Genomic DNA, 14,467 nt, shown 5'->3' with positions numbered 1-14,467 from the left:
GGTTCCGACGAACCCCAGATCACTTACTAACCCGCACTATCGGGCTGACGGCCGTCAAACGCGACTGACGACAGGCGCCAGCTTACGTACACACACAACCGTACCTGGTCGTCCCCCGTCGTGCCTACGCCACCCGGGTGTGACGGATATGGTGCACACACCGGATCGGCGGCCTACCAGGGGATCAGCGCGGTGAGTGCCACGCGCAACGATATGTGCCACGATGCGTTCGTGCTGCCCTACACCGCCTACCTCCGCGTCTACCAGCCGATCCACGCGTTCTCCCCGTGCGACCGCAGCTACTGGGAGGAGTACGCGGCCTCGCCCGACCGGCCGCGGCGGATCAACGCGCTGGCGGCGGAGCACGCCGAGAGCCTGAGGCGGTTGGTCACGACGCCTCCGGTGGTGGCGCCGGCGGAGGAGAGCCGCAACGCCTACCTCCGGCGGGTGAACGAGCGCCTGTACGTCTGCCCGTGGCAGACGAGGCTGCGTTCGTGGCGGGCCTTCACCGAGTTCACCGAAACGACGCCGGTGGCGGTGAGCGGGGCGTTCGTGCCCGGCCCGGAGGCCGAGCGCACCGAGAGCCGCTACCAGGAGTGGCGGGACTCGGGCGCGCTGGTACGGCCGGGCATCCTGTCGAGCAACTGGACCATTCCGGTTCCCTGGTTCGTGCCGTTCCAGTCCCAGGAGCGGTGCCTGGTGCTGTCGTCGAACTCCACCCGGACACTGCTGTACCTGACGCGGACCTCACTGGCCATGCACCGGCTCGAACACACGCTGGCGGTGCTGCGGGAGCACATCGGGCAGCGGGGGGTGTCGGCCTCGACCGAGAACCTGGCGGACTGGCTGTCCCTGACGGCTCACCCCGACTCGCTGCTGGAGCTGGACTACGGGGGCCTGCCGCACCTGCTCAATGACGACCACCTGAGCGAGGACCACTCGGTGGCCGAGGTCTCGGGTGCGGTGGAAGCCCTGGTGACAGGGGAGGTCGAGCGCGTACTGGAGTTGCGGGAGAGGCTCACGCGGCGCTGGAGGTCGGTACGCGCCCTGGAGCACGCCAACTGAGAGTTACGGTATCCCCACTTTTTCGTGGACACACGTATGCCCTCTGTCGTCTCCACATGGCCCGGGCACGCACGCGCCACGCCGGTGTCCAACCTGGTACACCAGGTTTCTCGGCCTCCCCCGGAGATCTTTTCGCACGTGGCAACGGTGCGAGCCCGGACGTCGTCCACGCACGACATCAAGCGTCGTGAAACTGGGCATAACGCCCGATAGGGATCAGCGTAGACTGTAACCAGCCGATCACTGAGTGCACTCTGAGTAACCACGGAACCCTTGCCACGCGGGCGATCCGCACATCACGACCCACCAGCCGAAGCACACGCAGCCCCGCCCCACCGGTCCACCCCACGTCCTTCCGCGCGGCGGCCGACCAGGGCGACGCCCTCCCCTCCCCGGAACGTGACACCGGGTTTCGGTCAGGTCTCCGTAGCACTTCGGGAACTCCGGATCGAGAAAAACGAGGCCGGAGAACGAAGTTTTGACCGAATACGCCACATGCCACTAAACGTGTCGCTAGAATCACTTAGCGTGACGCGGCCACGGGCGGCTTTCTTGGCCTCCCACGTGCAAAGTTGCTTGGAGTGGTCGTACAATCACCTCGGGTGATGCCAATATAGACCTAGAGGGAATATTGGACATCCGGGCCAAGTGCCAGGATTAAGGCTCAAGGATCGGCACACAGATCCAGGAGGAGAGGCCGTACACATGTCAACTCGCACGCCCGAGGCGGAGCCCCTGTTGACCCCCGCCGAGGTTGCCACCATGTTCCGCGTGGATCCCAAGACCGTGACACGCTGGGCCAAGGCGGGCAAGCTGACCTCGATCCGCACCTTGGGCGGACATCGCCGCTACCGCGAGACTGAGGTCCGCGCCCTGCTGGCCGGAATCCCCAGCCAGCGTACGGAGTGATCTCCCGGTCTGTGCCGGTTCCGGGGGGAACGGTCGGACGGGCTCCGGCTGCTGACAAAGCCGAGCAAGGCTGACAATGGTCGAGGGCGGGTCTTCCGACAAGGAGACCCGCCTTCCGTGTGTCCGGACCCGGGGCGGAGGCGGTTCGGCGCGGCCCCGGTCCTCGGCCGAGCAGCCGGCTAGTCGATCCGGTCGTCCATGGCGGTGGTGCGCTTGCGGGCCAGGAAGGTCGCGGTCGCGCCACCGCCGACCGCCACCACCGCGGCGGTGATCAGCGCGGCGAGCGAGCCGCCCGTGGTCGCCAGGCGGCCGTCGCCACCGGACGCCTCCTCGGTCTCCGCGTCGCCCTTGTCCCCGGGGACCGGTGACGTGCTCTCCGCGCGGACGGAGCCGAGGACCCACGAGTCGGCGAAGTCCATCGCGAACCCCTTCTCCTCCTCGGGTTCGCCCACCTGCACCCACACGGTCATCCAGCTGCGGCTCCCCCGGCCCTCCCAGTCGGGGTCCTCGTCCCCGAAGGCCGTCTCTCCGGCCACGAAGCGGACGCTGACGGGCACCTGCAGGGCCACGTCGCCGTCCTCGTCGAACACCTCCAGGAGGTCCCGCGCCAAGACCCCGTCCCCACCCGCCTGCAGCGGCCCCAGGGACGTGCCGAACGCGCTCAGGTCACCGTGCGCGAACGTCGTCCCGGTCTCGCCCCCGTACGCGGCGGTGGCCGTGGTGGTCACGTCGGCGAGGGTGAACTCCACCGCGTTGCCGTCGGCGGAGACCGTCTCGGAGCCGGTCTCGTCGAGGACCAACACGTCGTCCTCGCCCGGGGAGGCGCTGGGGGACGGGGTGGCCTCCAGCGGTTCGCGGAAGGGGGTCTCGGACGGCGCCTCCCCCGCCTCGGGCTCCTCCTGGTCGCCGGGAGCGGCGGTGGTGCTCCCCCCGGCCCCGCTCTCCTCACCACCGCGCACGGGCTCCTTGTCGCCCGGAACGGGTTCTTCCCGGAACGGGGTGGGCTCCTCCTCCGAGGGCCCGGCCTCCGAGGAGGGGATGGCGGAGGGTGAGGGGACGGGGGACGGCGAGGGGACGGAGGACGGTGGGGAGTCGGGAAGCGCAGCGTCCGGCGGTACGTCGATCATCCCGTGGACGGCGAGGTCGGCGGCGCTCATCCGGAAGGTCGCGGTCCGCACGGTGGAGGCGGCGCGCGCACCCGCGTCGTCGACCACGGTGTGGCTCTCGCCGTCGATCTCCAGGTAGTTCGCCATCGGACCGAAGACGTCCCCGGCCGTGGCGCTGCCCTCGGTCGTGCCACCGAAGCCGGTGGCGGTCGAGTAGCCGGTGACGGCGTCGCCGTCGGACACCCAGGCCTGGGCGTTCCCCCAGACGAGCTGGTCAGCGGAGGCCGGGAGCGCGGTCACGGCACCGATCGCGCCGAGTGCGGTGAACAGGGCGCCGACGCTGGCGAGGCGGCGTGCGGTCGACTTGGCGGGAGACACCACAACACTCCTGATGTATCTGGGGGATGTCCGACCCGGGGGTCGGCCCGTGCCCGCCGCGGACGACGAACAGGGTTGCCGGGCCGGCCTGGAAGGGTCGGCCACAGGGTGCGGGGCGGATGCGCACCGGAGTCCTCCCGCCCCGGAAGGGGGCTCCGGTGTACGGCGCGTGGGGGAGCCGCTACGGCGAGCCTAACCCCTGGATCACAAAACGGAAACCATCTCTCGTACGGCGATCGGCAGACATATGTGCACCAACCACCAGACAACGGAGGCAATTGGCAAGAAGTTCCGAGGTTTCCGGCGGAGGTCCGGCAGAAGTTCCAGAGGACCGGGTCCGGAAGGTCAGAAGGCCGGAGGGTCGTGAGGGCCCGGAACAAGCGGGCCCGGAACAACAGGAAGGCCCCGGGGAGCGCGTCCCCGGGGCCGAGCCGGCTCAGCCGACCGCCGAACTGAGGGCTTAGTCCTCGCTGGTCTCCGTGGCGGAGTCATCGGCGTTCTTCCTGCGGCGGGCGAAGTACGCGGCCGCACCACCACCGGTGGCGACCGCGGCACCGGCCGCGATCAGGCCGACCACCGGGCTACCGGTCCGGGCCAGGGACTCCGTGTTCTCCAGCTTCTTGGAGTCGTCCTTCTCGCCGCCCTTGTCCTCGGGGTGGGTCGGGGCGGGCTTGTCGTCGCCCTTGTCGTCGCCACCGCCACCGCCACCGTCACCGTCGCCGGCGTCGATCTCGGCCGTGCCCACGTTGGCCGAGCTCGCGGCCAGTTTCACGTGGTAGAACGGGGCCTCGGCGCCGTCGACGGTGAAGGTCACCGCATAGCCGGTGTACGCGTCCTTCCAGGCGACGCTGTACTCCTCGTGCTCGTCGACGAACTCGTCGGTCCCCTCGTAGGACTCGATGTCGATCCAGACGGTGACCTCCTGGCCGTCGTCGAGGGTGACGATGTCCGGGTAGGAGATGTCGGCGATGTCAGCGCTGCGGGAGACTTCACCGTCCCAGCTCTGAGTCGTCGTGGTCGTCACACCCGAGAGGGTGGCATCGAGGACGATCTCGTCCGAGCCGCTGCTCAGCTCGGTGTTCTCCTCGTTCAGGATGAGGGGCTCGGTCTCCTCCGAGGGGACCGGCCCGGTGGTGGCCTCACCGGACTCGTCGACCTCGGGAACCTCGGTCTCCTCGGGTACCTCCGGAGCCTGGGTCTCCTCGGGGGCCTCGGTGGGAGCCTCGGGGACCTCGGACTCCACGGGGGCCTCGCTGGGAGTCTCAGTCTCTTCGGGCTCCTCGCCAGGGACCTCACTGGGCGCCTCGCTGGGAGCCTCAGTCTCTTCGGGCTCCTCGCTGGGCGCCTCGCTGGGGGCCTCGGACTCCTCGGGGACCTCGTCGGTCTCCTCGCCCTCGGTCTCCCCGTCGAGGTTCTCCTCGATGATCTGCTCCACATCGGAGACGGCGATCTGGACCTTGGCGGTGTCCACGGTGGCCGTGGAGGTGACGCCGTCGGCGTCCACGGTGGCGCGGCTGGTGCCGGAGAAGGTCAGCCAGTCGCCGACGGAACCGGAGTAGCTGTTGCTGGTGGTACCGCTGTAGATCTGAGAGACGCCCTGATAGTCACCAACGTGGGCGTAGGCCCAGCCGTAGTACTCGGTCTCGGCGGCGGCGGGAAGGGCGGTGGCAATGCTGAGCGCACCCAGGGCGGCGAAAGCGGCACTACCCTGCAGAATGCGGCGCGCGGTAACGCGAGTGTTCTTCAAGTCAATCCTCTTCGGATCGCCACAGCCCGAACTCGTCGGGCTGGCCTGGATACGCGTACCACCGCAGGCTGTGGGGAAGCCCGGGGGCGCTGAACGCGGACCAGGGTCGGATGGGGGATGGCAGGGATACACAGAAGCCCTTGACCAGCGGAAACGAGGAGGCGCGGTCGCGGCCATCAGGATGGAGAGGCCAGACGGAACCGGGTCGTACTCATTCCCTATTTCCTGCACAGGAGCCTACATCTAACCGGGGACAAAACTCAACTAATGGCGTAACAAAAGGATCACACCAGATGCCCATGTCGCCCTGGTCGACGTCGCCATTAATTTCGGAAAAATATTTGTGAACCCTGTAAACCCAGCACCGAATCAAGCGTCTTACTAGTAACCGTGTCGCACCGGAATGCACCTGGAATGGCTTCCCGCGCTTTCCGTGTTTCGAGGATCCCCCGGCGTGATCGGCCGTGTGGCCGGCGGCACTCCCCGCTCGCCCGACCGGCCCCGTGCCCCCGGTGTCGGCCGCGGCCCCGGCGCACGCGCCCTTCGCGGGGGCTTCCCGGGGGTACGTTCCGGGCAACGCGAACGGCTAGGTTGTGGGCATGCCCGTCTCCGTACCGCCAGGGCCCCGGAGCCGCGCCACTCGCGCCCTGTCCCTCGCCTCCTCGGTCCTGTTCCTCACCGCCGCCTGCGCGGCTTCGCCCGGGACGCCGTCCGGCTCCGACCCCACCGCGGCACCGCCGCTTCCCGGCCCCGAGGACGGCGCCGGCTCACCCGGCGGCGGCGCCCCAGGCGGAGACGACGGCGGATCCGGCGGCGTCGGCCCCCTCGACACCCGGGTCGTGGTCATCGACCCCGGCCACAACGGCGGCAACGCCTCCGCCGCCGACGAGATCAACGAGATGGTCCCCGCCGGGCCGAACCAGAAGGCCTGTGACACCGTCGGTACCGAGACCGCGAGCGGTTACGCCGAGCACGAGTTCAACTGGTCCCTGTCCGTCCTGGTCCGGGAGAGGCTGGAGGCCGACGGCGCCACCGTCATCCTCACCCGCGAGGACAACGAGGGCGTCGGTCCGTGCATCGACGAGCGCGCGGGCATCGGCAACGAGGCGGAGGCGGACGCCGCCGTGTCCCTCCACGCCGACGGCGGCCCCGAGTCCGGGCGCGGATTCCACGTGATCATGCCGGGCGAGGTCAGCGGTTTCACCGACGACATCGTGGAGCCCTCCCGGCTGCTCGCCGAGGATGTCCACAGTGCGTACCTGGAGGGAAGCGGCGTCCCCCGCGCCGACTACCTCGCCGACGAGGGCATGGACGAACGCACCGACCTGGGCGGGCTGAACATGTCCGACGTGCCCAAGGTGTTCCTGGAAACGGGCAACATGCGCAACACCGAGGACGCCGCGCTCATGGAGGACCCCGAGTGGCGGGAGCGGGCCGCCGACGCCATCGCCCACGGGCTGGCCGTCTACCTCATGCGCCAGTGAGGCGGTGCGGGCGTCCGCACCCGGCCACAAACGGCCGCGGAGTGTGGCGGAGGCCACCCCCGACAGGCATAATGCGTCCATGACGTCCCCTGCTCCCCAACCCCTCCCCGCATTCGACGTGATTCTGCGGGGCTTCCACCGCCGCCAGGTGGAGGATCTTCTCGACCGCGTCAACTTCACCCTGGCCACGCTCACCGGCACCCCGGCCTTCACCGACGCGGCGATACCGGTCGCCGGTCTGCCCCCCGAGCAGAACCCGGCTCCCATCACCGCCCAGGAGTTGCGGGCGGCCACCCTGGACCTGGTCCTGCGCGGGTACGACCGCGACCAGGTCTCGTACGTCCTGTCCGACCTCGTGGAACGGCTCGCCGACGCCGAGTCGCGCACGTCCCGGGGATAACCGACCGGGGAACCTCGGAACTGCACAATGGGGACCATGCCTCTGACACCGGCGGACATCCGCGAAAAGAAGTTCCACACGGTGCGTCTGCGCCCGGGTTACAACGAGGAGGACGTCGACGAACTCCTCGACCGGGTCGAGGCGACGCTCGTCGCCCTGGAGGGCGGGCCGCGCACCGGCCCCCTCATCACGGCCGACGAGGTGCGCAACGCGCGGTTCCGCACCACGAGGCTGAGCCCGGGGTACCGCGAGGACGAGGTCGACGACTTCCTCGACATCGTGGTCGCCGACCTGGCCGGACGCGGGCTCGGGCGCTCCAACGGCCGGCAACAGTCGCCGCCCCTGCCGCCCAGGTCCGCGGGCGGTCCGGGCGGTCCCGGTGGCCGGGGCGCCCTCCCGCGGGCACACGGCCGCCAGCCGGACGAACCACAGCAGCGTCACGCGACGGGGCTGCCCGACCAGCCGTCCCGGCCGCCACGGCGTTCCGGGATGACGCCCGAGGACATCCGGGAGCAGCAGTTCGCCACGACCCGGCTGACCACGGGTTACAACGAGCAGGAGGTCGACGACTTCCTGGACCGCGCCGAGTTCACGCTGGCCATGCTCCAGCAGGGGCGTCCGGATCGGGCGACCCTCACCGCCGCCGAGGTGGAGCGGGTCCAGTTCGCCACCACGCGGGCGCGGCCGGGGTACGACCCGGCACAGGTGGACCGCTTTCTGGACGTGCTCGCCGAGGAGATGCACCAGTACGAGCAGCCGCGCTGACTGTCGCCACGGCCGCCTTGGTCACCCTGTGCGGCTGATGGGGCCAGAGGGTCCTCGGCACCGGGAGCGCTCTGCTGGTGACGGCGCACCGGATCCCGCCTGGTGGACGGGACCGGGTTTCGGACACGCCGTCGCGCGCCAACCCCATCCCCGGGAAAGCGGAAAGTAATATTCGGACACAGAAAGTAGTCATCCCCCGCCGTCCCGCAGACCGCAGCGACCCGAGGGGAGGCAGGATGTCCCATGTGACGCCGCCGGAGGGGCGTGCCACCGCCGGTTCGATCCACGATGCGCCCGGCTGTCCCGCGGCATCCGGCCCGGGAGCGGGCCATCGTCACCTTCCGCCCGGTTACTCCGGGGAACTGTACGCGCTCGACGCCGACGAGGAGGTCGTCCCGGCGCCCGCGCACCCGTGGGAGGCGCCGCTGCTGGCCGTGTGCGTGGGCGTGACCCTGCTGATGGCCGCCGGGCTGGTCCACACGGTGTGGTCCGCGACGGGGTCGTGGGTGTGGGCGGCCGCCGCCCCGGCCGCGGTGACCGCCGCGCACTGGAAGGCGCGGGGGCTGTCGTACGCGCGGCGAAGGGCGGAGTCGGTGAAGATCTCGCCCACCCAGTTCCCCGAGGTGTACCGGACCGTGGTGTCACTGGCCGCCGGCATGGGGCTGTCCCGGACCCCGGAGGTGTACGTGCGGGTGGGAGGCCGGTACCGGGAGGCGGACGCCGCCGGGCACGGGTTGCGCCGGTACCTGGTGCTGTCGGACGAGTTGTTCGGTCCGGACGGCAGGATCCGCGATCCCCGGGCGCTGGCCTTCCTGGTCGCGCACCAGCTGGGGCACGTGGCCGCCGGGCACACCGGCTTCTGGCGAAGGACCGCGGCCCTGGGAGCGGACCTGGTCCCCGGCCTGGGAGCGGCACTGTCGCGGGCCATGGAGTACACGGCCGACAACCACGCCTACGCGCACGTCCCCGAGGGGGCGCACGCCGCGCGGATCACCGCCGGGGGCGGCCACCTGTACACGCGGGTCAACATGGGCGAGATGGCGGACCGGGCGCGCACCGACCGGGGCTTCTCGCTGCTGCTGTACCACCTGCTGGCCCGGCGCCCCGGCAACACCCGCCGGATGGCCGCCCTGCGCGACCGCACCCGGCGCGGCAGGATCTTCCTCTAGCGGCCGGCTCCCAACAGCGATGATCTTGCCCCTACTGGCGGTGTCGACGGTCGAGAACGCCAGTAGGGGCAAGATCATCCGGAGAGGCACGGCTAGTTCCACTGGCGGCGCATGGTCCAGCGGTCGGCCCCGGCGTCGCGGGAGATGTCGACGATGCTGGGCTCACCGGCGTCGGACTCGGCCGAGACGCGGAGCATGCGGACCCGGTTGGCGGAGGTACCGGGCGCCTCGGGGCGCGCGGGCCAGTCGCCGATGATCCTGCGCACCCGGAAGGTGCGGCCGCGCCAGGTGAACCGCACGGGACTCCCGCCCTCGGTGGAGCGGACGTCGATCTGTTCGTTCAGAAGACTCACGCGGGCAGCCTATCGAACTCGTGTTCGAGAAAGTCAAAGGTCACGGAAGGCCGGGTTCCTACGGTTCCGGCGGTCGCGGAACACCCTAGGGGCAGGCGGCGCGGCGGGTGGTGGACCCTCGGCCGGCGTGTCGGCCGGGACCGGGTCAGGTCACGTAGAAGGGGCCGGGACGGTCCTCACGGGCGTACCCGATCCGGTCGAGGATGCGCTGGTGCATGTCCGGCAGTGCGTCCGGGGGGAACCAGCGCACCTCCAGGGACTCGTCGCCGCTGGTGTCGGGGGCACCGCCCACGGGGCGGCAGCGGAAGGCCAGGTCGAGGAACTGCGCCCGGTCGCCGTTGGGGTAGGTGAAGGGAGCCTGGGCGAGCACGCTGACGAGCCGCTCCACCTCGACCTCCACGCCGGTCTCCTCACGGACCTCCCGGACCACGGCCCGGGCGGGTTCCTCCTCCGGCTCCAGGATGCCGCCGGGTGTGGACCAGCGGCCGTCGTCGGCGCGCCGGTGCAGCAGGACCTCTCCCTCCTCCCCGATCACCACCGCCGTCACGCCCACGAGGGGCAGGAGTCCGTGTCCGACGTGGCGGCGCAGTGCGAGGAGGAAGTCAGGAACGGGCATGGGCCCGAGACTAACCGCTGTGCGGCCGACGGGCCGGGAACCCGCTACCGGTTCCGGGCGGCGCGCAGTTCGGCGTACTCCAGGACCAGGTCGGTGGCCTCGGTGCCGTAGCCCCTCGAGTCGGACCCTCGTCCCGGTGAGGACGGGCTGGTCGCGGAAGACGTCGTGGGGCACCATGCTCCGGATCCCACCAGAGGGCCCGGGGAGGGCACAACCGCTTTTCGGAACGTGCCCGGGCACCCTTGTACGATCCGGACACAGTGTGCCGCGTCGGGCAGGACGAGGGGGACCAGGTGACGGTCGGTTCGGGAACGGTGAGTTTCCAGAGGGTTCGCGAGACGAACCTGGGGGTCGTGCTGCGCACGGTCCGCGAACTGTCCCCCTGCTCGCGGTCGGCGGTCGCCTCGGCCACGGGGTTGAACAAGACCACGGTGTCCAGCCTGGTCGCCGACCTCATGGCGCGCGGGCTGGTCCGGGAGACGGGACGCAACTCCCAGCAGCGGGTGGGCCGCCCCGGGGTGCTGCTGGCCCTGGACGACTCCTCGATCGCGGCGGTCGGCCTGGAGGTCAACGTGGACTACCTGTCGGTGGTCGCCGTGGACCTGCTCCAGCGCGAGCTGGTCAGCCGCCACGTCCCCTTCGACGCCCGTTCGGCCGGGGCCGGAGAGTGCGCGCGGCACATCGCGCACACCCTGAGCACGATGGCGGCGGACCCGGGGCTGAGCGGGCGCACCGTGGTGGGTGTGAGCGTGGCCGTCCCGGCGCTGATCGACGACGGGACGGTGACCCACGCGCCCAACCTGGGCTGGCGCGACGTACCGCTGCGCGCACTGCTGTCGGAGCTGCTGGGCGAGGCCGGGATGGAGGGCGTCCCGGTGCGTGTGGACAACGACGCGAACCTGGGCGCGGTGGCCGAGTACAGGGTGGGCTCGTTCGCGGGTACGGCCGACCTGGTGTACCTGACCGGCGAGGTGGGCATCGGCGGCGGACTGCTGGTCGGCGGAGAGCCGCTGCGCGGCTCCAGCGGGTTCGCGGGCGAGGTGGGCCACCTGTCGCTGGCCCCGGACGGGCCGGAGTGCGCGTGCGGGCGGCGGGGGTGCATGGAGGCACTGGCCGGGATCGGGGCGATCCTGCGCGGGGCCGTCCCCGACCGGGTCCCGGACCGCCCGCTCTCGGGCGACGACATCGCCCGGCTGGTGGAGGCGGCGGTGGAGCGCGCCCGCGGCGGCGACGAGACGGCCGTGGGCGCGCTGGAACGGGCGGGCACATGGCTGGGCCGGGGCCTGGCCATGCTCGTCAACGTCACCAACCCGGGCCTGGTGGTGCTGGGCGGCTACTTCGTGCCCATGGGTCCGTGGCTGCTGCCGAACTGCCGGGCGGAGGCGGTGGCGAGCTCCTTCGCCCCGGAGGCGGGCGGCTGCCGGGTGGAGCTGTCGTCCCTGGGGCTGAGCGCGGCGGCCCGGGGCGGGGCCACCGCGATGATCCACTCGCTCGACGCGGGGCTGCTGCCCCTGCCCGAGCCCCGGACCACGGCCGTCCCCACCGCCCCGGACCCCGCCTGAACCCCCCGTCAGCCGCGGGTGAACCCCAGGCTCGCGACGGCCGCGCCCGGCCGGTCGAAGACCAGGTAGAGGTCGCGGACCCCCCGGGCGCCGGTGACGGCCGCACCGACCTCGGTGAAGTCGTAGCCGTCCTTGCCCGCCGGAACGTCGACGACGGCGGCGGTCGGCCCGTCCTCGGGGTCGTCCAGGCGCAGCCGGAGCACGCAGGCGTGCTCGGCGTTCACCTCCAGACGGCATCCGGTGACCCCGTCGCCGAGGTCGACGCCGTGGAAGGCCGCCCACGCGCCCTCCCCGCGTGAGCGCACGGCGTCGCCCCGCTCCGGGGTGAGCGGGCACAGCGAGGTGTCCCGGGCGCCGTCGTAGCCCGCCGCCGACCACGGGGTGAGCGCGTCGCGGGGCGGAATGACCTCGCCGGGCACCTCCAGGGCGGCGGTGGCGCGGATGTCGGTCGCCGAGCGCCCGACGAGCACCTCGCGCGGCGCCTCCTCCACCACGAAGCGGTCCCGTGTGGTGTCCCACAGGGCGAGCCGGTCCACGTCGAACGACACCGTGGCCACGGCGCTGCCCCCCGGCTCCACGCGCACCCGGGCGAACCCGCGCAGCGCCCGCAGCGGGGTCCGCACCCGCGAGGCCAGCTGGCGGGTGTACACCTGCACCACCTCCTCGGCGGGCCGCGTCCCGGTGTTGGCGACCATGACCGTGACGGTGACCCGTCCGCCCTCCACCACGACCGCCGGCGCCGCGTACTCGACCCGCGTGTAACCGAGGCCGTGCCCGAACGGGTAGAGCGGCTCCCCCTCGAAGTACAGGTAGGTGCCGCGCGCGCCGATGATGTCGTAGTCGAGCATCCCGGGCAGGTCGTCGGCGGACCGGTACCAGGTCTGGGTGAGCCGTCCGGCGGGCTCCGCGTCGCCGAACAGCACGTCGGCGAGCGCGTGCCCGTACTCCTGGCCGCCGTGCGCCGACCACAGGATGGCCGGAACGTGTTCGTCGGCCCACGTGATCCCGAACGGGTAGCCGCTGCTGAGCACCAGGACGGTGGCCGGGTTGGCCCCGCGCACGGCGCGCAGCACACGCTCCTGGGCGGCGGGCAGGTCCAGGTCGGTCCGGTCCTCGGTCTCGCGCCCGTTGACCATGGGGTGGTCGCCCAGGACGACCACCGCGGCGTCGGCGGTGGCGGCCACCCGCGCGGCCTCGTCGGCGCCGGTGCCCAGGCCCCGGATCGCGAAGGGCACGGCGTGGTCGGCTCCCTCGGCCAGCACGAGGGTGGTGCCGTCGCCGCCGACGCGGACGTGGCGCCCGGTGTGGATCTGCGCCAGGGCGAACCGCTCCGGCTCCACCTCCTCCAGGCGGAAGGTCTGGCGCACCTCCCAGGTACCGGGACCGGGGGCGGTGCAGACCAGGGTGCCGTCCGGGCCCTCGTCCAGGTACCTGCCCGTCCTCGCCGAACGCAGCACGAGTGCCCCGCCTCCCCAGTCCAGGAGGTCGAACGCGCTTCCCCCGGCGTCGTGGAGCGTGCCCTCCAGCCGCAGCGGCTCTCCCTCTCCCGGTTCGACGACCACGCTCCGGCCGGACGAGCTCAGGTGTACGCGGTCGGCCCCCTCGCAGAACACGGTCTCGACGCGTTCGGCGATCCCGGCCCGCGCGGTGACGGAGTAGGGCAGTGTGCCGCTGTACCAGTCCTCCAGCACGGTGTCGCCGAGCTGGCCGATGACGGCGACCCGGCGCACGCCGCGCAGCGGCAGCGTCCCCTCGTCGCGCAGCAGCACGAGGGAGCGGGTGGCCGCCTCACGGGCCAGCGCCCGGTGCTCGGGGGTGTCGAGGGCTCCCCCGTCCGTGGTGGTCCCGGCCGAGCCGTCACCGGCCAACAGGTCCCCGCCTCCGGTCCCGGGGTCGAACTCGCCCAGGCGGAGGCGGATCGACAGAGCGCGGCGCGCGGCGCGGTCGATGTCGGCCTCGGTGAGCAGTCCCCGCCGCAGCGCCTCGCCCACGTGCCCGAGGGTGGCCTCTGTACGGTCGTCGTCCTGGGTGAAGCTGTCGAGCCCGGCCCGGACGGCGTGCGCGTAGGCGGTGGGCAGGTCGGGGTGGAAGCGCTGCGTCTCGGTGAGGTTGGCGGGGGCGTAGGCGTCGCTGACCACCAGGATGTGGTCGGGTGCGGCTCGGCGCAGCACGTCGTCGATCAGCGGGCTCAGGTGCGCGGGCCGCCCGTTGACCAGGTTGTAGGAGGGCATGACGGCCACGGCCGCCCCGTCGGCCAGGGCGGGCAGGAAGGCCTCCAGCTCGTACTCGCGCAGGACGCGCGGCGGCAGGTCGCTGGAGGTGGTGCAGCGGTCCTCCTCGTTGTTGTAGGCGAGGAAGTGCTTGAGGGTGGGCGCGGTGCGCAGGCGCGGGCCCTCACCCGCCAGCCCGCGGGCGTGGGCGGTGGCCAGGAGGCCGGTCAACCAGGGGTCCTCGGAGTAGCCCTCCTCGTTGCGGCCCCACCGGGGATCGCGCAGCGGGTTGACCACGGGAGCCCAGACGTTGCGTCCGGCGCCCGCGTCCAGCCGGGCGAGTACCTCGTCGGCGGTGGCCCGGCCGACGCGGCGGACCAGGTCCGGGTCCCAGGTACTGGCCAGGCCGACGGCCTGCGGGTAGACGGTGGCCGGTCCGAGCCAGGCCAGTCCGTGCAGGGCCTCGGTCCCGGTGCGGAAGGGCCCGAGGCCGAGGCGTTCGACGGGGGCCTGGTGCTGGTGGAGCAGGCCGATCTTCTCCTCGGTGGTGAGGCTCCCGAGCAGGTCGTCCAGGCGGTGCTCGTCCGGCAGGTCGGGGTTCCGGTAGGGCGGTACCGGCGTCTGGCTGGTCATGGGGGGTGTTCGCCTCTCGTCCGCGGGGGGTATTGTCCTTGAAAATCGAACCGCTTCGACTTCGATACCG

General features: G+C 71.7%; 12 protein-coding genes. 7 read left to right on the top strand and 5 right to left on the bottom strand.

Annotated elements, in window-relative coordinates; all coding sequences use genetic code 11:
• Nucleotides 1–213: 213 nt before the first annotated feature.
• Together FYX01_RS11710 and bldC are read left to right on the top strand one after the other, a co-directional pair.
• Nucleotides 214–1,065 (top strand): DUF8083 family protein, encoded by an 852-nt coding sequence (locus tag FYX01_RS11710; protein ID WP_150240755.1) that lies wholly within the window; start codon nt 214–216, stop codon nt 1,063–1,065.
• Between the two features lie 705 nt (nt 1,066–1,770).
• Nucleotides 1,771–1,974 carry a developmental transcriptional regulator BldC gene (bldC, locus tag FYX01_RS11705; RefSeq protein ID WP_013155387.1) on the top strand — a complete coding sequence of 68 codons (204 nt, stop codon included), beginning with the start codon at nt 1,771–1,773 and terminating at the stop codon, nt 1,972–1,974.
• Nucleotides 1,975–2,153: 179 nt separating this feature from the next.
• Here the strand turns inward: bldC and FYX01_RS11700 are convergent, their stop codons facing one another.
• Nucleotides 2,154–3,458, bottom strand: coding sequence for a hypothetical protein (locus FYX01_RS11700; protein WP_223830412.1), 1,305 nt, complete (start codon nt 3,456–3,458; stop codon nt 2,154–2,156).
• 460 nt (nt 3,459–3,918) lie between these two features.
• Complete coding sequence (locus FYX01_RS11695) at nt 3,919–5,205, bottom strand: cell wall protein (RefSeq protein ID WP_150240492.1); 1,287 nt, start codon at nt 5,203–5,205, stop codon at nt 3,919–3,921.
• A gap of 599 nt (nt 5,206–5,804) precedes the next feature.
• On the opposite strand from FYX01_RS11695, the gene FYX01_RS11690 reads away from it, so the two are divergent.
• The 4 genes from FYX01_RS11690 (at nt 5,805) to FYX01_RS11675 (ending at nt 9,023) form a co-directional block, all read left to right on the top strand.
• Nucleotides 5,805–6,689, top strand: a complete 885-nt coding sequence (locus tag FYX01_RS11690; protein WP_150240491.1) for an N-acetylmuramoyl-L-alanine amidase — start codon at nt 5,805–5,807, stop codon at nt 6,687–6,689.
• A gap of 79 nt (nt 6,690–6,768) precedes the next feature.
• On the top strand, nt 6,769–7,089 hold the full coding sequence (locus FYX01_RS11685) for a hypothetical protein (protein WP_150240489.1): 321 nt from the start codon (nt 6,769–6,771) through the stop codon (nt 7,087–7,089).
• Between the two features lie 27 nt (nt 7,090–7,116).
• Entirely contained in the window at nt 7,117–7,854 is a 738-nt protein-coding gene (locus FYX01_RS11680) for a DivIVA domain-containing protein (protein WP_150240488.1), read from the top strand.
• A 236-nt stretch (nt 7,855–8,090) separates the two neighbouring features.
• The gene (locus tag FYX01_RS11675) at nt 8,091–9,023 is read left to right on the top strand and encodes a M48 family metallopeptidase (protein ID WP_150240486.1); all 933 of its coding nucleotides are present in this window, start codon (nt 8,091–8,093) and stop codon (nt 9,021–9,023) included.
• A 92-nt stretch (nt 9,024–9,115) separates the two neighbouring features.
• Here FYX01_RS11675 and FYX01_RS11670 read toward each other — a convergent pair whose 3' ends face one another.
• Complete coding sequence (locus tag FYX01_RS11670; RefSeq protein WP_150240484.1) at nt 9,116–9,376, bottom strand: DUF6504 family protein; 261 nt, start codon at nt 9,374–9,376, stop codon at nt 9,116–9,118.
• Between the two features lie 145 nt (nt 9,377–9,521).
• A complete protein-coding gene (locus tag FYX01_RS11665) occupies nt 9,522–9,992 on the bottom strand; it encodes an NUDIX hydrolase (RefSeq protein ID WP_150240482.1) in 471 nt (156 codons plus the stop codon).
• Between the two features lie 293 nt (nt 9,993–10,285).
• Here FYX01_RS11665 and FYX01_RS11660 point away from each other — a divergent pair, with 293 nt between their 5' ends.
• On the top strand, nt 10,286–11,554 hold the full coding sequence (locus tag FYX01_RS11660) for an ROK family transcriptional regulator (protein WP_150240480.1): 1,269 nt from the start codon (nt 10,286–10,288) through the stop codon (nt 11,552–11,554).
• A gap of 8 nt (nt 11,555–11,562) precedes the next feature.
• On the opposite strand, the gene FYX01_RS11655 is transcribed toward FYX01_RS11660, so the two are convergent.
• Complete coding sequence (locus FYX01_RS11655) at nt 11,563–14,397, bottom strand: glycoside hydrolase family 3 protein (protein ID WP_150240478.1); 2,835 nt, start codon at nt 14,395–14,397, stop codon at nt 11,563–11,565.
• Nucleotides 14,398–14,467 lie beyond the last annotated feature (70 nt).

The sequence above is a fragment of the Nocardiopsis quinghaiensis genome, assembly GCF_008638365.1.
GTDB lineage: Bacteria > Actinomycetota > Actinomycetes > Streptosporangiales > Streptosporangiaceae > Nocardiopsis > Nocardiopsis quinghaiensis.
This window is presented reverse-complemented; position numbering and strand designations above follow the sequence as displayed.

What these genes read in the sequence shown, in the direction of transcription:
- FYX01_RS11710 (WP_150240755.1), top strand. Translation starts at nt 214, where the DNA reads ATGTGCCACGATGCGTTCGTGCTGCCCTACACCGCCTACCTCCGCGTC.
- bldC (WP_013155387.1), top strand. Translation starts at nt 1,771, where the DNA reads ATGTCAACTCGCACGCCCGAGGCGGAGCCCCTGTTGACCCCCGCCGAG.
- FYX01_RS11690 (WP_150240491.1), top strand. Translation starts at nt 5,805, where the DNA reads ATGCCCGTCTCCGTACCGCCAGGGCCCCGGAGCCGCGCCACTCGCGCC.
- FYX01_RS11685 (WP_150240489.1), top strand. Translation starts at nt 6,769, where the DNA reads ATGACGTCCCCTGCTCCCCAACCCCTCCCCGCATTCGACGTGATTCTG.
- FYX01_RS11680 (WP_150240488.1), top strand. Translation starts at nt 7,117, where the DNA reads ATGGGGACCATGCCTCTGACACCGGCGGACATCCGCGAAAAGAAGTTC.
- FYX01_RS11675 (WP_150240486.1), top strand. Translation starts at nt 8,091, where the DNA reads ATGTCCCATGTGACGCCGCCGGAGGGGCGTGCCACCGCCGGTTCGATC.
- FYX01_RS11665 (WP_150240482.1), bottom strand. Translation starts at nt 9,992, where the DNA reads ATGCCCGTTCCTGACTTCCTCCTCGCACTGCGCCGCCACGTCGGACAC.
- FYX01_RS11655 (WP_150240478.1), bottom strand. Translation starts at nt 14,397, where the DNA reads ATGACCAGCCAGACGCCGGTACCGCCCTACCGGAACCCCGACCTGCCG.